Annotated in this window: 18 protein-coding genes; 13 read left to right on the plus strand and 5 right to left on the minus strand. The window is 66.9% G+C overall.

What is annotated here, in order from left to right:
* Positions 1-23 precede the first annotated feature (23 nt).
* From EHV23_RS16470 to EHV23_RS04130, 3 genes are read left to right on the plus strand one after another with little or no spacing between them, the layout of a single operon-like run.
* Entirely contained in the window at positions 24-1,229 is a 1,206-nt protein-coding gene (locus EHV23_RS16470; protein ID WP_125095509.1) for an efflux RND transporter periplasmic adaptor subunit, read from the plus strand.
* Positions 1,223-3,436 (plus strand): ABC transporter permease, encoded by a 2,214-nt coding sequence (locus EHV23_RS16365; RefSeq protein WP_125094828.1) that lies wholly within the window; start codon positions 1,223-1,225, stop codon positions 3,434-3,436. Before EHV23_RS16470 ends, EHV23_RS16365 begins: the two co-directional genes overlap by 7 nt.
* Positions 3,433-4,848: an efflux transporter outer membrane subunit gene (locus EHV23_RS04130; RefSeq protein WP_238990269.1), complete on the plus strand. Its 1,416-nt coding sequence runs from the start codon at positions 3,433-3,435 to the stop codon at positions 4,846-4,848. Before EHV23_RS16365 ends, EHV23_RS04130 begins: the two co-directional genes overlap by 4 nt.
* A 71-nt stretch (positions 4,849-4,919) precedes the next feature.
* On the opposite strand, the gene EHV23_RS04135 is transcribed toward EHV23_RS04130, so the two are convergent.
* The 3 genes from EHV23_RS04135 to argH form a co-directional block, all read right to left on the minus strand.
* Positions 4,920-6,305 (minus strand): hemolysin family protein, encoded by a 1,386-nt coding sequence (locus EHV23_RS04135; RefSeq protein WP_125094829.1) that lies wholly within the window; start codon positions 6,303-6,305, stop codon positions 4,920-4,922.
* Positions 6,305-6,535 carry a hypothetical protein gene (locus EHV23_RS04140; protein WP_125094830.1) on the minus strand — a complete coding sequence of 77 codons (231 nt, stop codon included), beginning with the start codon at positions 6,533-6,535 and terminating at the stop codon, positions 6,305-6,307. The genes EHV23_RS04135 and EHV23_RS04140 overlap by 1 nt, the downstream gene beginning before the upstream one ends.
* Positions 6,536-6,931: 396 nt before the next feature.
* Complete coding sequence (gene argH / locus EHV23_RS04145) at positions 6,932-8,326, minus strand: argininosuccinate lyase (protein WP_125094831.1); 1,395 nt, start codon at positions 8,324-8,326, stop codon at positions 6,932-6,934.
* Between the two features lie 29 nt (positions 8,327-8,355).
* On the opposite strand from argH, the gene EHV23_RS04150 reads away from it, so the two are divergent.
* From EHV23_RS04150 to glnK, 9 genes are all read left to right on the plus strand, one after another.
* On the plus strand, positions 8,356-9,849 hold the full coding sequence (locus tag EHV23_RS04150) for a sensor histidine kinase (RefSeq protein WP_203228865.1): 1,494 nt from the start codon (positions 8,356-8,358) through the stop codon (positions 9,847-9,849).
* Positions 9,818-10,624: a LytR/AlgR family response regulator transcription factor gene (locus EHV23_RS04155; protein ID WP_125094832.1), complete on the plus strand. Its 807-nt coding sequence runs from the start codon at positions 9,818-9,820 to the stop codon at positions 10,622-10,624. Before EHV23_RS04150 ends, EHV23_RS04155 begins: the two co-directional genes overlap by 32 nt.
* A gap of 262 nt (positions 10,625-10,886) precedes the next feature.
* The gene (gene hemC, locus EHV23_RS04160) at positions 10,887-11,819 is read left to right on the plus strand and encodes a hydroxymethylbilane synthase (protein WP_125094833.1); all 933 of its coding nucleotides are present in this window, start codon (positions 10,887-10,889) and stop codon (positions 11,817-11,819) included.
* 47 nt (positions 11,820-11,866) lie between these two features.
* Entirely contained in the window at positions 11,867-12,667 is an 801-nt protein-coding gene (locus EHV23_RS04165) for a uroporphyrinogen-III synthase (protein WP_125094834.1), read from the plus strand.
* 140 nt (positions 12,668-12,807) lie between these two features.
* Complete coding sequence (locus EHV23_RS04170) at positions 12,808-14,475, plus strand: uroporphyrinogen-III C-methyltransferase (protein WP_158615830.1); 1,668 nt, start codon at positions 12,808-12,810, stop codon at positions 14,473-14,475.
* Positions 14,475-15,986 carry a heme biosynthesis HemY N-terminal domain-containing protein gene (locus EHV23_RS04175; RefSeq protein WP_125094836.1) on the plus strand — a complete coding sequence of 504 codons (1,512 nt, stop codon included), beginning with the start codon at positions 14,475-14,477 and terminating at the stop codon, positions 15,984-15,986. The genes EHV23_RS04170 and EHV23_RS04175 overlap by 1 nt, the downstream gene beginning before the upstream one ends.
* Before the next feature lie 80 nt (positions 15,987-16,066).
* Positions 16,067-16,597 carry an inorganic diphosphatase gene (gene ppa / locus EHV23_RS04180; RefSeq protein ID WP_125094837.1) on the plus strand — a complete coding sequence of 177 codons (531 nt, stop codon included), beginning with the start codon at positions 16,067-16,069 and terminating at the stop codon, positions 16,595-16,597.
* Between the two features lie 36 nt (positions 16,598-16,633).
* The gene (locus tag EHV23_RS04185; protein WP_125094838.1) at positions 16,634-18,286 is read left to right on the plus strand and encodes an NAD+ synthase; all 1,653 of its coding nucleotides are present in this window, start codon (positions 16,634-16,636) and stop codon (positions 18,284-18,286) included.
* Positions 18,287-18,461: 175 nt separating this feature from the next.
* Positions 18,462-18,800 carry a P-II family nitrogen regulator gene (gene glnK / locus EHV23_RS04190; protein ID WP_125094839.1) on the plus strand — a complete coding sequence of 113 codons (339 nt, stop codon included), beginning with the start codon at positions 18,462-18,464 and terminating at the stop codon, positions 18,798-18,800.
* A gap of 119 nt (positions 18,801-18,919) precedes the next feature.
* On the opposite strand, the gene EHV23_RS04195 is transcribed toward glnK, so the two are convergent.
* Both EHV23_RS04195 and trxB read right to left on the minus strand, forming a co-directional pair.
* Positions 18,920-19,690: a Smr/MutS family protein gene (locus tag EHV23_RS04195; protein ID WP_238990270.1), complete on the minus strand. Its 771-nt coding sequence runs from the start codon at positions 19,688-19,690 to the stop codon at positions 18,920-18,922.
* A gap of 105 nt (positions 19,691-19,795) precedes the next feature.
* Positions 19,796-20,749 (minus strand): thioredoxin-disulfide reductase, encoded by a 954-nt coding sequence (trxB, locus tag EHV23_RS04200; protein WP_125094840.1) that lies wholly within the window; start codon positions 20,747-20,749, stop codon positions 19,796-19,798.
* Between the two features lie 248 nt (positions 20,750-20,997).
* Between trxB and EHV23_RS04205 the strand changes: the two genes are divergently transcribed.
* Positions 20,998-21,672, plus strand: a complete 675-nt coding sequence (locus EHV23_RS04205; RefSeq protein WP_125094841.1) for a Crp/Fnr family transcriptional regulator — start codon at positions 20,998-21,000, stop codon at positions 21,670-21,672.
* Positions 21,673-21,733: the final 61 nt, after the last annotated feature.

Here is a 21,733-nt window from a genome sequence, read left to right on the forward strand (position 1 = left end):
CTGCGGATCGTGCGCTGCGTGCCATGCGCCTGCGTGGACCGGGTACGGCCACACGGCGCCGTGTGGTGCTGGTGGTGCTGGTGCTGCTGCTGCAGGCCGTGGCGGTGTGGTGGGCCTTTTTCCGCAACACCGATACGCTCGAGACGATGACGGTGCATCGCACGGACATCGAGAGTACGGTGTCGGCGCTGGGTACGCTGCAGCCGCAGCGCTACGTGGACGTGGGGGCCCAGGTGTCCGGCCAGATCAGCCGGATTCTGGTGCAGCCCGGTGACAACGTGGAAAAGGGCGACCTGCTGGTGGAATTCGATCCGTCGATCCAGCAGGCCGAGGTGGATACAGACCGCGCCAACCTGCAGAGTCTGCGTGCGCAGCTGGCCGAGCGGCAGGCCGAACTGACGCTGGCCCAGCAGAAGGTCAACCGCCAGCGGCGCATGGCCGCGGATGGCTCGACCCGCATGGAGGATTTCCAGACGGCCGAGGCCAACCTGAAAATTGCGCAGGCGCGGGTGCAGAGCCTGACGGCGCAGATCGAAGGCGCGGCCTCGCGCCTGAAGGGCAGCGAGGCGAAGCTGGGGCATACGCGCATCTATGCGCCGATGTCCGGCACGGTGGTGACACTGGATGCCCGGGAAGGGCAGACGCTGAATGCGGCCTACCAGACACCGGTGGTGATGCGCATTGCGGACCTTTCCCGCATGACGGTGTGGGCGGAGGTGTCGGAGGCCGATATTGGTCGCGTGAAGGTGGACATGCCGGTGTATTTCACGACGATGGGCCTGATGGACGCGCAGGGTCAGCCGCGCCGCTGGGAGAGCACGCTGCGGCAGGTACTGCCGGCGCCGCCCAACAAGCCCGTGACGGCGGCTGCAGGCGCGGGTGGGCAGGAAGGCGCCCAGCCGGCGTCGGGCAAGGTGGTGGCCTACACGGCGCTGTTCGATGTGGACAATGCCGACGGCGCGCTGATGCCGCAGATGACGGCACGGGTGTTCTTCGTGTCGGCCGCGGCCAGCCATGCGCTGGTGGTACCGCTGGCGGCGCTGAAGCCCACGGCCGACCGCAATACCTTCGAGGCCCAGGTTCTCGAGAATGGCTCGCAAAGGCAGCGCACCGTGAAGGTGGGTGTGCGTGACCGGCTGCAGGCCGAGGTGGTGTCGGGGCTCAACGAGGGCGACGTGCTGGTGACCGGTGTGAAGCCTGCCGAAGACTCGGAGAAAGTGCGATGGTGAGCGGGCAGACTTCGTCGGGCGCCGTGCTGATCGAGCTGAACGACATACGGCGGCAGTACGGGGGAACTGACGGTGCACCGCCGGTGACGGTGCTGCACGGCATTTCCCTGCGCATCCGGGTGGGCGAGTTCGTGGCCATCGTGGGGGCTTCGGGCTCCGGCAAGTCCACGCTGATGCACATTCTGGGCTGCCTGGACAAGCCCACGTCCGGTACCTACCATTTTGCCGGCATCAATGTGGCGCGGCTGGATCCCGATTCGCTGGCCATGCTGCGGCGCGAGGCCTTCGGTTTCGTGTTTCAGGGCTATCACCTCATTCCCACGCTGGATGTGATGAGCAACGTGCTGGTGCCGTCGGTGTATGCGGGTACGCAGACCGAAACCGCCATGGCACGGGCCATTCGCCTGCTGGCACGGCTGGGCCTGACGCAGCGGGTGGCCAACCGGCCCCGGCAGCTTTCCGGGGGGCAGCAGCAGCGGGTGTCGATTGCCCGGGCGCTGATGAATGGCGGTCACGTGATTCTGGCCGACGAGCCGACCGGCGCGCTGGACAGTCACAGTGGCGCCGAGGTGATGAAGCTGCTCAATGAGCTGGCCGATGCCGGGCACACCGTCATTCTGATCACGCACGACCAGAAGGTGGCGGACCAGGCGCGCCGGGTGGTGCGCATCCATGACGGCCGCGTGGTGGAAGACAGTGGCGAGTGTGTACCGCCGCCGGTGCTGTCCCACCCGCTCGGCAGGGCCGGAAAGGTCGAAGCGGCGGAGCAGGCCGTCATGGCGGGAGGAACCGTCACGGCCGGGCAGACCGTAACTGCAGGGAAAGCTGCAACCGCTGGGCAAACGGTAACTGCGGGGCAAACTTCAACCGCAGGGCAAACCAGGACGGCCGGGCAAACCATGACAGGCGGGGCGGCCGGCAGTGCGGGCAGCCCGAAACCGGCTTCGTCATCGGCCTCGTCCATCGAGGCCACGATGCGCCGGCTGCGGCGTGCCGCACGCACGCCGGTGCCCTGGTGGCGCGGTCTGGGGGCGCAGATGCAGAGCGCCTGGCGTGGACTGTGGGTCAGCCGCCTGAAGACGATGCTGACGCTGCTGAGCTTCGTGATCGGCGTGAGTGCCGTGATCGTGCTGGTGGCCATTGGCCAGGGCAACAATGACCGGACGCTGAAACAGCTGGCAGCCTACGGCACGCACCGGATGTACGTGGTGCCCGATGTGGACGAGGTCACGGGCCGCCTCGGCACGCTGTACGAGACGGACGTGGAAACGGTGCTGGGCGTACCCAATGTGACCCTTGCGATGCCCTTTTTGCAGCGCGACGGCGTGCTGCGTGCGGGGGGACATTCCCGCCAGATGGAGGTGTGGAGCGTCAACGAATACGCGCAGGACCTGCTGAACTGGCGCGTGGCACGGGGCATGTTCTTCACGAAGGCCGACGAACAGTCGATGGCGGCGGTGGTGGTGCTGGGCAAGGTGGCGCGCGAGCGGCTGTTTCCGGACATTCCGGCCGCAGATGCCATTGGCCAGTATGTGCAGCTCAACGGACTGCCGTTTCGCGTCATTGGCGAAATGGCCGAGAAGAGTTCGATCAGCGGTGAACCCAAGGATGATGACGTGGCGCTGATCCCTTATTCCACAGGAAGTCTAAGGGTATTTGGCCAGCGGGATCTGAGCACGATTTCGGTGCAGATCCACCGGCTGGACCAGATGAACCAGACGGCGGCGGACATCGAGGCGGCGCTGAAAGAGGCCCGCCACACGAAGGATTTCTACATCAGCAACAACGCTGCAGCCGTGAAGTCGAACGAGGAGGCCATGCAGCGCCAGACCATGGTTCTGGCGCTGATAGCGGGCATCTCGCTGCTGGTGGGGGGGCTCGGTGTGATGAACGTGATGCTGATGAGCGTGAAGGAACGGACCCGCGAGATCGGCATCCGGATGGCCATCGGTGCACGGCAGCGTGACATCCAGCGGCAGTTTCTCAGCGAGGCGGCCGTGGTGTCGCTGGTGGGGGGGGCTGGTGGCGTTCTGATCGGAATTTTGATTGGAATGTTTCTGATTGCGTGGGATGTCGCGGTAATATTCTCTGTGCGGTCGATTCTGCTTGCATTCGGTTGCGCCTTGGCAACAGGTTTGCTTTTCGGCTTGATGCCTGCGCGGCAGGCCGCGAGACTGGATCCGGTGGTGGCATTGGGGAGTGAATGATGAAACGTAACACGCATATCTGGCAGAAAACCCTGGTATCGATGGTGGTGTCTTCACTCCTCCTCGGTGGCTGTGCGCTGCCGGTCGAACAGACGTCGTCGGGCGTGTCCATGCCGTCCGGCTGGGGCGAGCGGGGCGATCAGGTCAAGATTTCTCCCGAGGGTGTACCCAATTTTTCGTGGTGGCAGCGTTTTGGCAGCACCGAGCTGATCGAGATGGTGCTGCTGGCCCAGTCGGGTGGCTATGACGTGGCCGCCGCTGCCGCCCGGGTGCGCCAGGCCGATGCACGTGCCCGCATGGCGGGGGCCAGCCTGTTACCCGAGGTAACGGGCAATGTGAATGCCTCGCGCGACAAGGACGTGGGTGAGCCCACTACACGCAGTTACACAATGGGGCTTTCTGCAAGTTACGAGGTTGATATATGGGGTGAAAAACGTGCATCGCGTCTTTCGGCCATGGCCTCGCGCGATGCGGCCGTATTTGCCCACGATGCCGTGCTGCTCACGCTGATGGCCAGCACGGCGCAGAGCTACCTGCGCACGGTAGCGTGGCGCGAGCGTGTGGCCATTGCCCGCTACAACCTCACCGCGGCCGAACGGGTGCTGGGGCTGGTCGAGTCCCGCTACCGCGTGGGCAGTGCGTCCGCGCAGGAAACTGCGCAGCAGCGCACGCTGGTGGCCAGCCTGCGGCAGGTGCTGGCGCTGCGCCAGCAGCAGGAGCACCAGAGCCTGACCACGCTGGCCGTGCTGCTGGGGCGGCCGCCACAGAAGCTGACGGTGCGCGCGGTGTCGCTGTCGTCCATGAAGGCACCCACGGTCGAATCCGGGCTGCCCACCGACCTGCTGACGCGACGTCCGGACGTGGCGGCGGCCGAGCGCCGTCTGGCCGCGGCCGATGCCGATGTGACGGTGGCACGCGCCGCCATGCTGCCCACGGTGCGGCTGACGGCCTCCTACGGGGTGGGCAGCGACCGCGTGCGCGACGTGCTGGACAACCCCATCTACAACCTGGCGGCCGGTCTGGTGGCCCCCATTTTCAACAATGGCCGGCTGGCCGCCGGGCGTGACCTGTCGCTGGCGCGCCGCGAGGAGCTGCTGGCCGATTACCGTGCGTCCATCATCAGCTCGCTGGGCGATGTGGAAAATGCGCTGAACGCGCTGCAGGGCAGTGCGAAGCAGCAGGAAGCCCACCAGGAGGTGCTGGTGCATGGTCGCGAGGCCGTGCGGCTGGCCGAGTCGCGCTACCGCTCCGGCAGCGACACGATGCAGGCGCTGCTCGATACCCAGCGCACGCTGTTCCAGGCGCAGGATCTGGCCGTGCAGCTGCGTCTGGAAAATCTGCTGGCCACCATCGACCTGTACAAGGCACTGGGCGGCGGCTGGCGGCCCAAGCGGATGGCCAGCAGCAAGTGAGGCTGTCCAGAAGAATGCCCGCATGATGTGGATGGTTCCACATCATGCGGGCATTTTCATGGTCTCGAGTTCTATTCCGTGCGTTCGCCGGGTTCGCGCGGGTCGTCATCGCCGGAGCGGTGATGGCCGTCGGGTTCGGCGGCGCTGCTGCTGTCGTCGCAGGGCGTTTTGTCGGGCGTGACGATGGGCGTGGCCAGCACCTTGTCGATGCGCTTGCCGTCCATGTCCACCACCTCGAAGCGCCAGTTTTCCCAGTCGAGCGTGTCGCCGGTGGTGGGCATGCGGCCCAGCAGCAGCATGATCATGCCGGAGAGTGCTTGGTAGCGGGCCTTTTCCTCTTCGGGCACGCTGTGCAGCTGCAGCGTGTCCTTCAGTTCGGGAATGGGGATGAGGCCATCGAGCAGCCAGGAACCATCGGCACGCTGCAGGGCCCAGCTGTCGTCGTCATCCGGTGAGGTGAATTCGCCGGTGATGGCCTCGAGCAGATCCTGCAGGGTGACGAGCCCCTGTACCTCGCCGAATTCATCCAGCACGAGGGCGATCTGCGTGTTGGAGTTGCGGACGTTCTCGAGCAGCTCCATGCCGGTGAGGGTTTCGGGCACATACAGGACTTCCTGCAGGTTCTGCGAGAAGTCGATGCTTTCGCCGCGCAGCGACTGGGCAAGCAGCTGCTTGGTGTGGATGATGCCGATGATGTCGTCGAGGCCGCCACGGCAGACCGGGAAGCGCGAGTGGTCGTGCTCGGCCACCTTCTGCAGGTTTTCTTCCTGCGGGTCTTCGATGTCGAGGTAGACCACGTCACTGCGGGGCACCATCAGCGAGGAGATCTGCCGCTCGTCGAGGCGGAAGACGTTGCGCACCATTTCGTGCTCGCTCTGCTCGATGGCGCCGGATTCGGAACCTTCGGCCAGCAGGGCATGGATTTCTTCCTCGGTGACCTTGTGCACGGCATCCGGATCGACGCCCATGCTGCGCAGGATGAGGTTGGTCGAACCGGTCAGCGCCATCACGAATGGCCGCGAGATGAGCGACAGCAGGCCCATGGGGCGGGCGGCCAGGCGCGCGACGGTTTCGGCGCTGATCTGGCCCAGCCGCTTGGGCACCAGCTCGCCGATGAGGATGGTGACATAGGTGACCAGCACGACCACGAGCGTGGTGGCCAGCCATTCGGCCGAGCTTTTCGAGAGACCCAGCGAGATCATCCAGCGGGCCAGTGGTTCGGCAAAGGCCGCCTGACCGACGATCCCGTTGAGGATGCCGATGGAGGTGATGCCGATCTGGATGGTGGAGAGAAAGCGTGTCGGGTCTTCGCCCAGGGCGAGGGCTGCAGCCGCCGCCCTGTCACCTTCGGCCGACTGGCTGCGCAGCCGGGCCTTGCGGGCCGTGAGCAGCGCCACTTCCGACATGGCAAAGAGACCGTTGAGTACGATCAGGCCCAGCAACAGGGCAGCGTCCATCAGTGTCTCCGCGATGCGTGCGTGGAGATGACGTCGATGCCGACCGAGGTGAGACCGCTGGCCGCGGCACTGGCCAGGCGGGCCGTTCCGCCGCCGGCCCAGACGGTGACGCGGGGCCTGTTGCCTTCGGTGGCGTCATCGAGGGCCGCACGGGAGGCGGGGCGGGGTGAGGAAAAGAGAACGGGAATGCCGCTGCGCTGGCGGGATGGGGGTTCTGTGTCTGAGATCATCGATGCGGACTGGCAGGGCGCGCATGCCGGGCGGCGGGGCCGTGCCAGCGGGGCGATGCTTCATCCGGGAATGGCTGTAGAAGCCCGTGATTATAACTGCCGCCTCCCGGCCGATGAAATGTCACCCTGCCGACAAAGGGTGGTCACAGGCAGCGCTTCGGCATGAATCCGACAGTGGGGCGACGGATGGTGCCGATTTCGGGACGGGGGGCGACACATTGTGTGCCCGTCCCGGGGGGCGGCCCTGCCGCATCGCTCTGCGTGCCCAAAGGGGAGCAGGGGCCGGTGAGTCCGTGACATGTGCCGAAGCCCCTGCCGCCGTGGACTGGGGGCCTGCCTGCACATGTCGTCCTGTCAGCCTACGGCTGGGGGCCGATGTGGGGATGGATGCGTCCGTCAGGAGAGCCGTGCACGGTGGCGCCCGATGGCGGCGCGCACCTGTTCGGGGGCGGTGCCGCCGATGTGGTTGCGGGCACCGACCGAGCCTTCGAGGGTGAGGGTGTTCAGCACGTCGTCGCCGACCAGCGGGCTGAGGGCCTGCAGGCGCGCGAGACCCAGGCCGGCCAGGTCCACGCCCGCATCGGAAGCCTCGCGCACGGCAAGGGCCACCAGTTCGTGGGCATCGCGGAACGGAAGACCCTTGCGGACGAGGTAGTCGGCCAGGTCGGTGGCCGTGGAAAAGCCTTCGGCCGCGGCCTGGCGCATGCGGTCGGCACGGACCTGGATGCCGGTCGTCATGTCGGCAAAGATGCGCAGCGTGGCGACCAGGGTGTCGACGGTGTCGAAGAGGGGTTCCTTGTCTTCCTGGTTGTCCTTGTTGTAGGCCAGCGGCTGGCCCTTCATCAGGGTGAGCAGGGCCATCAGGTGGCCGTAGACACGGCCGGTCTTGCCGCGGATGAGTTCCGGTACGTCGGGGTTCTTCTTCTGCGGCATGATCGACGAGCCGGTGCAGTAGCGGTCGGACAGGTCGATGAAGCCCACGCGCGGCGACATCCAGTTGACGAGTTCTTCGGAAAAGCGCGACAGGTGCATCATCAGCACGCTGGCGGCAGCGGTGAATTCGATGGCGAAGTCGCGGTCGGACACGGCATCGAGAGAGTTCTGGCAGACGCCGTCGAAGCCCAGTTCGCGGGCCACCCGCTCGCGGTCGATGGGGAAGCTCGTGCCGGCCAGCGCAGCGGCGCCCAGCGGCAGGCGGTTGATGCGCCTGCGCGCATCGGCAAAGCGTTCGGCGTCGCGCGAGAGCATCTCCACGTAGGCCAGCAGGTGATGCCCGAAGGTAACGGGCTGGGCCACCTGCAGATGGGTGAAGCCCGGCATGATGGTGCCGGCATGCCGTTCGGCCAGATTGAGCAGGGCACGCTGCAGGTCTGCGAGCAGGGCGATGATCTCGTCGGTGGCGTCGCGCAGCCAGAGGCGGATGTCGGTGGCGACCTGGTCGTTGCGGGAGCGGGCGGTGTGCAGGCGCTTGCCGGCATCGCCCACCAGTTCGGTGAGGCGCTTCTCGATGTTGAGGTGTACGTCCTCGAGGTCGAGCGACCATTCGAAGCGGCCGGCGGCGATCTCCTCACGAATGGTTGTAAAACCACGCTGGATTGACGCCAGATCGGTTTCACTCAGAATGCCGGTCGCAGCAAGCATGGCCGCGTGTGCCAGCGAGCCGCGGATGTCGACATCGGCCAGGCGCCGGTCGAAGTCCACGGAGGCGGTATAGCGTTTGACCAGGTCGGAGACGGGCTCTGAGAACCGTGCCGACCATGCCTTGTCCTTGTTGCCAAATTGTCCGGTCATGGGATGGGTCTTCTGAGATGAGTGAGAGTATGGGTACTGCCGGAAATTATAAGGACAAGCCCGGGGACGGGCTGGCGCCGGCCGGGGAGGCCGCTCCGGAGGGGCCTCCCGCCACGCCGCTGCAGGGAAGGGCGGGACAGGACGATGATCCCCCCACGACACCGCTGCACGCGTCTGCCGGGCCGGTGAAGGTGCTGGAAACGGTGATGGTGGGCGGGGTGCCTGCTGCGGGCGGCATGGCCGGGGACGGTGTGCCGGGGGACGGCGCCTCTGGGGGCAGTGCGGCGGGCAGTGCAGGAGGCAGTGCAGGAGGCAGTGCAGGGGGGCGCGACGCCGGTATGCACGCGGGCGGGAATCCGGGCCAGGCGGACAATCCAGGCGAAGCGGGCAAGCCCGGTGATGGCGGGAAGCCGGATGATGTCGTGCCGAAGACGCGCCGGCAGAGCGAGGGCGCGCCGGCGCCGGTGATTCCGGAGTTCTGCACGCCGGCGATGTTCCTGCGGACGGTGGTGCTGGTGCATCTGGGGGCACTGGCCATGCTGGCCGCATCCAGCAGCCTGTGGTTCGACATGCACCGGCTGGTCGATACGCTCTTTTACCTGCTGAGCACGCTGGAGCCTGCCCTGCTGATCGGGATGCTGGCGCTTTGCCTGGCACGCAGGACGGTCAATGGACTGCGGCAGCGCTACCAGTGGTTCTGGGGGCTGCTGATTCCGGCGGTGATTGCCGGGGGGACCCAGATGGTGATCGGCAACATGCTGCGGGCCGGTACGTCATCACCGGGCGAGCACTGGCCGCCGCTCTGGCAGGAAGTCCTGGCCACGGCGCTGTGTGCGGTGCTGGTGGCCGGTGGTGTGTACCGGTATTTCCGGCTGCGGGGACGGGCGTATGCCCCCTCGTTTCACGAGGCCCGCCTGCAGGCGCTGCAGGCACGCATCCGGCCGCATTTCCTGTTCAACAGCCTGAACACGGTGCTGGGGCTGATCCGGACGAATCCGAAGCTGGCCGAGAGCACGCTGGAAAATCTGGCCGACCTGTTCCGGGTATTCATGCGGGATGCGCGCGAGCTGGTGCCACTGGATGACGAGGTACTGACCTGCCGCGAATATCTGGCCATCGAGAAGCTGCGGCTTGCGCCCCGGCTGGAGGTTCGGTGGCAGATCGACGGCATGCCGGGGGATGCGCTGATCCCGTCGCTGCTGCTGCAGCCGCTGCTGGAAAATGCCGTGCACCATGGCATCGAACCGCGTACCGATACGGGGGTGTTGAATATTTGCATCACGCTGGTGGGTGAAAGGGTGCGGGTCGAGATCGACAATCCCCTTTCTGCAACAGGTGCGTCGCGCCGGGGCAACCAAATGGCCCTGTCGAACGTGCGTGAGCGGCTGGAGCTGCAATATGATATGGCGGCCGAGCTGAGAACCGGCCCGCAAGGCGACCGTTATCACGTGCTGCTCGAATTCCCCTACCGCAAAGAGAGACGACGACGAGATGTCCGACGCCACTTCAATCCTGATCGTTGATGACGAAGCGCCTGCCCGTGCCCGCCTGAGAGAGGTGCTGGCCGACCTGGCTCCCGAATTTCCGCACCGAATCGTTGGTGAGGCATCCAATGCGCCGGAGGCGCTGGCACAGATCGAATCGCAGCGTCCGCAGGTGGTGCTGATGGACGTGCAGATGCCGGGCATGACCGGCATCGAGCTGGCGCGTCATATTTCGGCACGGGGTGCCGAGGGTGATGGTACCGATCCGAAGCCGATGCCGCTGATCATTTTCGTGACGGCGTTCGACGAGTTTGCGGTCAATGCGTTCGAGGTCAACGCGCTCGACTACCTGCTGAAACCCGTGCGTGCGCAGCGTCTGCTGCATGCGCTGATGCGGGCACGTACGCTGGTGCCGTCCGAGCATGTCGAGGACATCAATGCGCTGGTCAAGGCCACCAATACGCGCCGGCGCCACCTGTCGGTGCACGAGCGTGGCCGTGTGATTCTGGTGGCGCTGGAACAGGTGGTGTACCTGAAGGCAGAGCTGAAATACATCACGGTGCGCACGCGCGAGCGTGAATATCTGATCGAGGAGTCGCTCACGTCGCTGGAAGAGGAATTCAACGACCGCTTCGTGCGCATTCACCGCAATGCGCTGGTGGCGCGGCCGTCGATTGCCGGTTTCGAGCGTGTCTCGCCGTCGGGCGAGGGCGAGTCGGGTGATCCGTATTGGCAGGTGGTGCTGCGCGAGGTGCCGGACCGTCTGCCAGTCAGCCGTCGCCAGTGGTCGATCGTGAAGGGGCTGGTGAGCTGAAGAAAAATTCCTGACCGAACATAACCGCTGTTTTTCTGCCCCTTCATCGCCGGATGGCCCGTTTGGCAGGAGCCAGCGACAATACGCCCGATGCGATGTTCCCTTGCAGGGGGGCTCCCAGGGGGGTTCCCGTATTCGGTGTGACGGGCCAGGAAGATGCGTACGACGCCCCTTTCGAGGGGCGTTGGCGTATGTGGGGGGGCCGGCGGGATGCTCTAGAATCATTGTCCCGACCCTGTGGCCCTTCTGCCTGCCTCCGCTCATGACTGCCCATTCCGCTCCAACCCGTCTGCGCATTGCCACCCGTGAAAGCCGGTTGGCGCTCTGGCAGGCCAACCATGTGTCCGCGCTGCTGAAGGCCCGCTATCCGCAAACGGAGGTCGGGCTGGTGGGCATGACCACGCGGGGGGACCAGATTCTGGACAGGCCGCTGGCCGAGATCGGCGGCAAGGGGCTGTTCACGAAGGAGCTGGAGGTGGCGCTGCTGGATGGGCGTGCCGAACTGGCGGTGCATTCGCTCAAGGATGTGCCGATGGAGCTGCCGGAGGGGTTCGAGCTGGCGGCGGTGATGACGCGGGCAGATCCACGCGATGCGCTGGTGAGTGTGCGTTACGACGCGCTGGAGGCACTGCCGGCAGATGCGGTGGTGGGTACGTCGAGCCTGCGCCGGGCGGCCCAGCTGAAGGCGCGTTTCCCGGGCTTTCGCATCGAGCCGCTGCGGGGCAATCTGGATACCCGCCTGGGCAAGCTGGATGCCGGACAGTATGACGCCGTCGTGCTGGCGGCGGCAGGGCTGACGCGACTGGGGCTGGCCCACCGGATCCGGCAGTATCTGGATGTGACACAGAGCCTGCCGGCGCCGGGGCAGGGCATGCTGGGGATCGAGATCCGTGCCGGTGACGGGGCGGTGCGCGCGGCGCTGGCCTTTCTGAATGATCCGCAGGCTGCCCTGATTGCCGCGGCAGAGCGGGCCGTGTCGCGCCAGCTGGGCGGCAACTGCAAAACACCGCTGGCCGCCTATGGCCAGTTCGTGGCACCCGGCCGGCTGCAGCTGGATGCGCTGCTGGCAGGGCCGGATGGGCGCATCGCCCGGGTGTGCGAGACGGCCGATATCGGGGACGAGGCGCAGGCCCGGACGCTGGGCGAGGGGGTGGCGGCGCAACTGCAGGCGAAGCTGGGGCCGGTGCCGGGGTGAATGGCGCCCTGACATCAGGATTGCTGCCCGCTGGTGGTGCACGGCGCGTGATGGTTGCACTGACGCAGGATGCGGCGGGGGCTGCCGACTGGCAGCAGATGCTGGCGGCTGCGGGGATGGATACGCGGGCGTGGCCGGCCTTCGATGTGGTGGCCGAGCCGGATGCGGCGGTACTGCGGGTGTTAGGGCAGGAGGCCATGGCGGCTGCGCAGGCGGCTGAGGCCCCCCTGTGTGTGGTGCTGCCCAGCCCGGCGGCGGTACGCCTGCTGGCGGCGGCGCTGCAGCGTGCAGGCCGGCCCTGGCCAGCTGGGGTGTGGGCAGCGGTACCGGGGGCCGGCAGTGCACGCGTGTTTCGTATGCTGATCGACCCGTGTGATGTATTGCTGGTGCCACCGCCACCCGGACAGGATGCCGCCCATCTGGCGCAGATGCTGCTGGATGGTGCGGTACGTCCCGCCGAGGTGAGGGTGCTGTGCCGGCCGGATGGCCGGCGTGACTGGGCCGGTTCCCTGCGCGCTGCCGGGGTGCCGGTGTCTTTCTGGCCGGGGTACCGGGTGGTGATGCGCAGTCAGCCACCGGCGGGGTTCGGGGAGACGCTGCATGCCGTGGCGGCAGACCGGGAGCAGGTGGCGCTGCACTGGCTGGCCGGATCGGCGGGGGTGCTGCAGACCGTGGCGGGGTGGCTGGCATCCTTGCCGGCCGATCTGCGGGGCTGGGCACGGTCGCAGCCTGTCTGGGTGCCGCATGAACGCCTGCTGCCGGTGGCTTGCGCGGCGGGGTTCGCGAGCCTCCGGGTCTACCATGATCGGCAGCAACTGGTCGAACGGCTACAATCGGGGAACCTGTGATTGAATAGATGGCGCTGGCCGCAGTGGCGGCCGGGTTTCCGGCCGGGCCTGCCAGCGGCGTTTCATGTGGTGTGTACCCCGTTGCCGTGTGCCTTTCAGGGCCCATGGGGTGGACCCTTCCTATTAGAGGATACGAAGTCTTGAGTTCCGAGCAGCCAAACAGTCCGCAGCGCGGCACCCCGGCATCGTCGGGCAGCCCTGCCAGCGACGCGAAGATCATCGCACCGGGCACGGCAGGGAAGTCCTCTTCCGCCAGTGGCGGAAAACCGCCGGCTGCCGGCACGGGGAGCAAGCCTGCCTCCAGTCCGGCGCCGGCGTCCTTCGTGGCCCAGCCCCGTTCGGAGGCTGCCGGCACGTCCCGGCCTGCTGGCAGTGCGGCTGGTACGGGTTCTCCGGCAAAGCCGGCCACCAGTGCGGGCGGTGCAGGCAGCACGCCCACGCCAAAATCGGCCAGTGGTGCGCCCGGTGCGGGTACTGCGGCGAAGCCGTCGGACAGTCCGGCGGGCGCAGGCGCAACGGCAAGGTCGGCTGGCGGTTCTGCGACAGCAGCCGCCACGCCGTCAAAACCCGCTGCCAGTCCGGCTGGCGCGGGAGCACCGGTCAAACCATCGGGTAGCGTGACCGGGGCCGGCACGGCAAAACCGGTGGCTGCCACCGATGCGAAGGGCAGTGCCGGAAAGGATGAACCCGTCGTCGCGGGCGCAGGCAGGGCGTCCGGGCCGCAGACGGTGTATGTGCAGCGGCGCAGCTGGAGCTGGCTGCTCCTGCTGCTGATCATGCTGGCGCTGGCCGGTGGTGGCTGGTGGTACGTGCAGCAGCGCCTCATGGCCCAGGAGAAGCAGAGCGCGCTGCGGCTGCAGGAGGCCGAGTCCCGCGCCGCCAGCCTCGAGGCGCAGATCCGTCAGCTGCAGGACGCACAGCAGCAGCTGCAGAGCCGTGGCAATGCGCTGGAGACGCGGGTGGCCGAGTCATCGGCGCAGCAGGAACAGCTGCAGGCGCTGTACGACGACGTGGCCCGGGTGCGGGGTGATGCCCGCCTGGCCGAGGTCGAGCGTGCGCTGACGCTGGCCAACCAGCATCTGGCGGTATCGGGCAACGTCAAGGGGGCGATCCTGGCGCTGGAAGGCGCCGAGAAGCAGCTGAACGACAGTGAGCAGTCACAGGCCATCGGCCTGCGCCGGGTGATCCTGCAGGACATCGAGAAGCTGAAGTCACTGCCCGAGGTGGATCTGACCCGTTCGGTGGCCCGTCTGGACGAGGTGATCTCGCGGGTGGACACGCTGCCTTTCCTGAGTGAACCGGATGCCCCGGCGCCTGCGGCGGAGACGCCGGCTGCCGGCGAGGCGGCCGCCGATGGTGCGGCGGATGCCGGCACACAGGACGAGCCGGCGGCCGACGAGGGTACATGGCGCCACTGGTACCGGGTGCTGCTGGATTCGGGCTCTCGCGCGGCCGATGCCGTGCACCAGGAGTTCAACAGCCTGGTGCAGATTCGCCGCATCGACGATCCCGACCGGCTGCTGCTGGCACCGGACCAGAAGCGCAGTGTCCGTGAAAGCCTGCGCCTGCAGCTGCTCAACGCGCGCATCAACCTGCTCAACCGCAACGAAGCGCTGTTCCGGCAGGATCTGGACAAGAGTGCCGAAACGATTGGCCGCTTCTTTGACGGCCAGAAGCCGGATGTGACGTCTTCGCTGTCCATCCTGACCGAACTGAAATCCGAGCCCCTGCAGCTCAAGCTGCCCTCGCTGTCCGACAGCATGGCAGCGCTGCAGGCGGCGCGGGCCGAAAGCGAGAAGCGATTCTGATGATCCGCAATGCAATCTGGCTGCTGCTGGCGTTTGCCGGCGCGGTCGTCCTGGCGCTGGTCTTCCGGGGCAACCATGGCAACGTGGCGCTGTTCTGGCCGCCGTACCGGATCGAGCTGTCCAGCAACATGCTGCTGGTGCTGCTGATCGTCGGTTTTCTGGTGCTGCACTGGCTGCTGCTGATTCTGGGCCGTACGCTGGGGCTGCCGGCACGCATCCGCCGTTTCCGTGAACAGCGTCGCCTGCAGCAGAACAGCCGTTCGCTGCAGGATGCGGTGCTGGCCCACTTCGAGGGGCGTTTCGAGCGGGCCGAGCGCCTGTCGGCCGCCGTGCTGGCCAATACGCCCGAGGGCAACCGCAAGGACCAGGGCGCGGCGGCTGCGCTGCTGGCAGCGCTGTCGGCCCACCGGCTGGGCAACTATGCCCGCCGTGACGACTGGACCCGGCAGGCCGCGCAACGGGGTGGCAGGACGGCCGCCCTGATGGCGCGCGCCGAGTTCGCCCTAGAAGACAACCAGCCGGACAAGGCACTGCTGGCCGTCGGCAAGATTTCGGTGGGGGGCGAGCAGCAGCTGGCAGCGCTCGAGACGGCGCTGTCGGGCTACAGCCAGTCCGGCCGCTGGGAGCAGGTGCTCGAGACGGTGCGCCAGCTCAAGCGCCGGGGGCGCCTGTCGCCGGCCGAGGCCGATGCGCTGCGGCTCAATGCCTATCGGCAGCTGCTGGCCCGCCGGGCGGGCAATGCCCAGGCCATCGACACGCTGTGGAAGTCGCTGTCGGCGGACGAGCGCAAGAAGGGCATGCTGGCCGGCCCGACGATGACGGCGCTGGCCGCCGCGGGCGATACGGCCGAGGCCCGTCGCATCGGCATCAATCTGCTGGACTTCCAGTACGACGAGGCAACGCTGGAAGCCTATGCGGCGCTGGATGCACTGCCGGCACGCCAGCGGCTCGAGCAGCTCGAACGGTGGCGTCTGCGCCATGGCGAGCAGCCGCGGCTGCTGGAGATGCTGGGCCGGATCTGTGCCTCCCAGCGTCTGTGGGGCAAGGCCGAGGGCTATCTGGTGGATTCGCTGCTGGCTGGTGATTCCGTGTCGGCGCGGGTGGCGCTGGCGCAGCTGCAGTCGTCGATGGGACGTGCGGCCGATGCGGCCCTGCAGTACCAGTATGCGGCCCGGCTGGCGCTGGGCGAACGGCCGCCGCTGCCGGAAGCCAGCGGGGCTGCGGCCCTGCCCGGGGAGTCCGGCACCGCCCGGCAGGGCAGCTCGCCGCTGCCGCCCGACATCCCGGCGCCCCGCCTGCAGGATCTGACCGATCCGCTGACGGCGCCGCTGGGGCAGGGTGGAACCCCCTTGCAGGCTTCCGCCCAGGAGGTGGAGGCTGCGCGTCAGGAGGGGGCTTCCGCGCGTCAGGAGGGGGCTTCTGGGAGTACGGCTGCCGCCTCCGGCGAGGATGCCCCCATGGTGGCCACTCCCGACGATGCACTGCCGGGCAATCTCTCGCGCCCGGCCTGATGGCTCCTCTTTCTGCCGCATCCTGCCTTTGGGTGGATGCGGCCTCCTTCTCAACCTTTTTCTGATAACCGGAAACATTCATGAGTATCGATCGCGTCGGTCCGGGCCGTGTCCCCGAAGAATTCAACGTCATCATCGAAATCCCGCAGGATTCCGATCCCGTCAAGTACGAGGTGGACAAGGAGACGGGCGCCCTGTTCGTCGACCGCTTCGTGGCAACCGGCATGCGCTATCCGGCCAACTATGGCTACATCCCCGAGACCATTGCCGGTGATGGCGATCCGGTGGACGTGCTGGTGCTGACCCCGTATCCGCTGGTGCATGGCTGTGTGATCCGTTGCCGCGCACTGGGCCTGCTGAACATGGAAGACGAAGGCGGCAGCGATGCCAAGCTGCTGGCGGTGCCCATCGACAAGCTGCTGGCCACCAACAAGGATGTGAAGACCGTCAAGGACGTTCACCCGCTGGTACTGGGTCGCATCAAGCACTTCTTCGAGCACTACAAGGGGCTGGAGCCCGGCAAGTGGGTGAAGGTGGGCGACTGGGAAGGCCCGGAAGCCGCCACGAAGGAAATCATGGACGGCATCGAACGCGGAAAAAAATCCAAGTGATCTGCCCACGTGCCTGAGACTTTCCGGATATGCCCGATGAGCCTGAACATTGCCTGCGCCCAGCTGAACCAGCGGGTGGGTGACATGAGCGGCAACGCCGACCGCATCATCGACGCAGCCAGACGTGCTGCCGAACAGGGTGCCGCGGTGCTGCTCACCCCCGAACTGTCGCTGACGGGGTGCCCCCCGGGTGACGCGTTGCGCCGCGAGGCGTTCCAGCAGCAGGTCGATGCGGCGCTGGACAGGATCCGGCAGGCTTCGGCCAGCCTGCCTGCGCTGACCTGGGTGGTCGGGTATCCGGCCCTCGAGGATGGGCACCGTTACAACGTGCTTGGTGCCTTCCGTGCCGGGCAGCAGGTGGCCCGACATCGCAAGGGAGTTTTTGCGGCCGCGGGTGCCTGCAACGATGTCCGCTATTTCGAACCGGTGGTCGCCGCTACCGTACTCGAGATCGACGGGGTGCGCTGCGCGCTGATGACTGGGGCCGAGGTGTTCGATGCCCAGGCCTGTGCACGGGCCCGGGCGGCGGGCGCTGAACTGGTGCTGTGCGCAGATGCGGCCCCCTATTTCTCCGGCCGGGATACGCAGCTCATCCCGGGGCTGCAGGCTGCGCCCTGTGCCGCGGGGATGGCCGTGGTGTACTGTAACCTGGTGGGCGGGCAGGACGAATTCATCTTCGATGGCGCCAGCCAGGTGTTCGATGCATCAGGGGAGCAGGTGGCCCGGGCCCAGTCTCTGGCGGAGGATCTGCTGTGTGTCCAGTGCCGGCGTGTGCCCGGTGGGGAACTGCAGCTGTCCGGAACCCGGGCACGGGTACCGGACCGGCTGACCGAAATCTGGCAGGCCCTGGTGCTGGCCATTCGCGACTACGTGACAAAGAATGGCTTTCAGGGCGTGGTGCTGGGGCTGTCGGGGGGCATCGATTCGGCGCTGACACTGGCCCTGGCCGTGGATGCGCTGGGTGCCGAACGGGTATGGACGCTGATGATGCCGTCGCCGTACACGGCCGACATCTCGCTGGCCGACGCTGCCGACATGGCAGACCGGCTGCACGTGAAGCACGAGGTGCTGCCCATCCAGCCCTGCTTCGATGCCTTCCGTGCCACGCTGGCGACGACCTTTGCCGGCCTGCCCGAAGACCTCACCGAAGAGAACATCCAGGCGCGCATCCGTGGCTCGCTGCTGATGGCGGTGTCGAACAAGACGGGCTGGCTGGTGCTGACCACCGGCAACAAGTCCGAGACGGCGGTGGGCTACAGCACGCTGTACGGCGATCTGGCGGGTGGCTTTGCCCCCCTCAAGGACGTGTACAAGACGCTGGTCTACGAGCTGGCCCGCTGGCGCAACGACCGGGAGCCGGAGGCGCCGGTGATTCCGGAACGGATCATCACGCGGGCACCGAGTGCCGAGCTGCGGCCGGACCAGACCGACCAGGATTCGCTGCCACCCTACGACGTGCTCGACCGCATCATCTGCGGGCTGATGGAGCAGAACCGTTCTGCCGGCAGCCTGGTTGCAGAGGGCCTGCCTGCCGACGCGGTTGCCCAGGTGCTGCGGCTGATGCGGGTGGCCGAGTACAAGCGCCAGCAGGCACCGGTCGGGCCGAACATCACGGCGCGGGCCTTTGGCCATGACTGGCGGCAGCCGGTGACGACGGCCTTCCGCGAGCACGTGACGGGGCAGGGCTGAGGCGCACCGGGCGGAACGGATGTCCGGGCCTGACCGATGGCAGGTCAGGGTGCCGGACTTCCTTGTACCGGCTGGTGCTTTCGGTCAGACTGGTGCGTGCTTTGGACCTGTTCGTCCCTGCGAAACCCCTTTGGGCGCGTATTCGCGCCTTCCCGATGACACGACGGAGATACGCATGAAACAGATCACGGCAATCATCAAGCCGTTCAAACTCGATGAGGTCCGTGAAGCCCTGGCCAGCGTGGGAGTCACCGGCCTGACGGTGACCGAGGTCAAGGGGTTTGGCCGTCAGAAGGGGCACACCGAGCTGTATCGCGGCGCCGAGTACGTGGTGGATTTTCTGCCCAAGCTGAAGATCGACGTGGTGGTGGCCGACGACAACGTGGACGCCGTGATCGACGCCATCGTCAAGGCGGCGCGCACCGGCCGTATCGGCGACGGCAAGATCTTCGTCAAGCCGGTCGAGCAGGTGATCCGGATCCGGACCGGCGAGATCGACGAGGCAGCCGTCTGAGTCCGGGCCGGCGAAATCGACGAGGCAGCCGTCTGGGTCCGGGCTGGCGAAACGGCCGTCCGGCATGATGACCGGGCCGCAGCGACGAAGGTCCGTGTACGGGCCGGCTCTGCCCCGGTTCAGCGTGCCCGTCCGGGTCTCTCCCGGCTGGATGTGTCCCGGCTGGAGCCGCCCGGTTTGCTGGCCTGACGCAGCAGAACCAGCAACGCACCGGCACCGCCTGCAAAGGGCGGGGCCTGACAGAAGGCGATGACTTCCTGCTGCTGGTGCAGCCAGCGTGGCACCTTGTCCTTCAGCACCGGCTGACGGCCTTCGGACCCCAGACCCTTGCCGTGAATCACGCGCACGCAGCGCAGGCCGGCCCGATGGGCCTGGCCAATGAAATACACGACCTGCTCGCGGGCGCCGTCGGTGCGCAGTCCATGCAGGTCGAGCTGGGCCTGAACGGTCCATTCGCCCCGGCGCAGCCGGGCCAGGGCGTCCGCCCCCACGCCGGCGCGCCGGAACGACAGCTGTTCGTCCACTTCCAGCAGCTGTTCGATGCCGATTTCGTCCGACAGAGACTGGGCCAGGGCTTCCTGCTCGTCCCTTTCGCGCTGCCGGGCACGGGGTGTGCGGTGACGGGTTTCGGGCTCGCGCCGGCCCGTGGGGGGCAGGGGCGTAACATCGGCCACTTCCCTCAGAAAGATGTCGGCCTCGGCCCGGATGCGGGCAGCTTCGCGCCGGCGCGCTTCGGCCGCGGCGCGTTCGGCCGCAGCCTGTGCCTTCAGTGCACTGGCCACCCGGCCGAGATCGGCCAGCCCCAGACGAGCGGGGAATGAGGCCGGGCCTGGGGCAGGTGGTGCAGTAGGGGACTTGTCTTTCTTTCCCATCGGGCAGGTGGCGGGCATGACGGGTCTGGAGCGCGTTATGGATTCAGTCGTTTCCGCGCTGGCCCCGGCCATGCGATGACAAGGCGTTGCGCAGGCGTAGTTCCGCGCCGGATGAAGAAAAGGTCAGGCCTGATTTTCCAGATAGCGTTGGGCATCGAGCGCGGCCATGCAGCCGCTGGCCGCACTGGTGATGGCCTGGCGGTAGATGTGATCCTGCACGTCACCGGCAGCGAACACGCCCGGGATGCTGGTGGCCGTGGCATTGCCGTTGCCGCCGCCCTGCGTCCTGATGTAGCCGCCGTTCATGTCCACCTGGCCGGTGAAGAGTTCGGTATTGGGGGTGTGGCCGATGGCGATGAACACGCCCGAGAGCTTCACGTCCTGCTTCTCGCCGGTTTCGCGGTTGCGCACGCGCATGCCGGTGACGCCGCTCTGGTCGCCCAGCACTTCGTCCAGCTCGCTGTTCCAGCGCATCTCGACCTTGCCTTCCTGCACCTTTTCCATCAGGTGGTCGATCATGATGGGTTCGGCACGCAGCTTGTCGCGACGGTGCACGACGGTGACCTTGCGGGCGATGTTGCTGAGATAGAGGGCTTCTTCGACGGCCGTGTTGCCGCCGCCGATGACGGCCACGTCCTGGTTGCGGTAGAAGAAACCGTCGCAGGTGGCGCAGGCCGAGACGCCCTTGCCGGCAAAGGCTTCCTCGGAGGGCAGGCCCAGGTAGCGGGCCGAGGCGCCGGTGGCGATGATGAGGGCGTCGCAGGTGTAGGTGCCGCTGTCGCCGGTGAGACGGAACGGGCGCTGCGACAGGTCGACCGCATTGATGTGGTCGAAGACGATGTTGGTCTGGAAGCGCTCGGCGTGGGCGCGGAAGCGCTCCATCAGCTCGGGGCCCTGCACGCCGTTGACATCGGCCGGCCAGTTGTCGACCTCGGTGGTGGTGGTGAGCTGGCCGCCCTGGATGAGACCGGTGACCAGCAGCGGCTTCAGGTTGGCACGGGCGGCGTAGATGGCGGCCGTGTAGCCGGCAGGGCCGGAGCCGAGAATCAGCAGGCGGGTGTGGCGGGGGGTGCTCATCGGGAAAGGGCCCTCGTGGGATGGGAACCCCGCGGGGCGGCGCTGTCGTGCGAAAGCGACCGGCAACGCGGAGATCGTTGCAGAAATTCCAAAGAATCAACCATCGGGCGGCCAGAAACCCGTAGATGTCGGACCTGTCGACCGCTGGACGGAAATTATAAGAAGCTATCGGCATGCAACTGATGGCGAAGGCCGGTGTTTTCAACTTTCATACATCCGCCTTTGCCCGGAACTTTCGAGAAACCCGCATGTCACAAGAGCAAAACATCGCATTCCTGCGGCGCGTGCCGCTGTTTTCCGGTCTGACCGAAGCGCAGATCGAACGGCTGGCGGCAGGCAGCGTCCGTCGCAATTTTCCCAAGGGACGGGTCATCGTCACGGAAGGGGAGCCGTCGCAGTCCCTGTACATCCTGCTGTCGGGGCGTGCCAAGGTGCAGCGTTCGGATACCGAGGGCAAGGAAGTGATTCTGGCCGTGATCGGCCCGGGCGAGTGCTTCGGCGAGATGAGCCTGATCGACGAGTCGCCGCGTTCGGCCAGCGTGATCACCATCGATACCAGCGACTTCATGGCGATCAACAAGGAAAGCTTCAAGTCCATGATGATGTCCAGCCCCGAGATGTGCTTGCGCATCATGGCCGGCCTGGTGCGCCGCCTGCGCGAGGCCGACCGGAAGATCGAGACGCTGGCCCTGCTCGACGTGTATGGCCGGGTGGCCCGCGTGCTGCTCGACATGTCGGAGAAGGTGGGCGAGGAGCGGATGATCCGTACCCGCCTGCCGCGCCAGGAGATTGCCAAGATGATCGGCGCCTCGCGCGAGATGGTCTCGCGGGTGATGAAGGGGCTGGAAACCGAAGGCTACATCGTGCCGCTGGGCGAGGGCCGGGTGCTGCTGCGCGAGAAGCTGAGTACCTATCTGGTCTGAGGGGGACACAGCCGAAATCCATCCCGTGCAACCCGTCGCCGGGGCTGTCGGGGCGGGTGCA

Origin of the sequence: Lautropia dentalis (assembly GCF_003892345.1) — a bacterium.
Classification (GTDB): domain Bacteria; phylum Pseudomonadota; class Gammaproteobacteria; order Burkholderiales; family Burkholderiaceae_E; genus Lautropia; species Lautropia dentalis.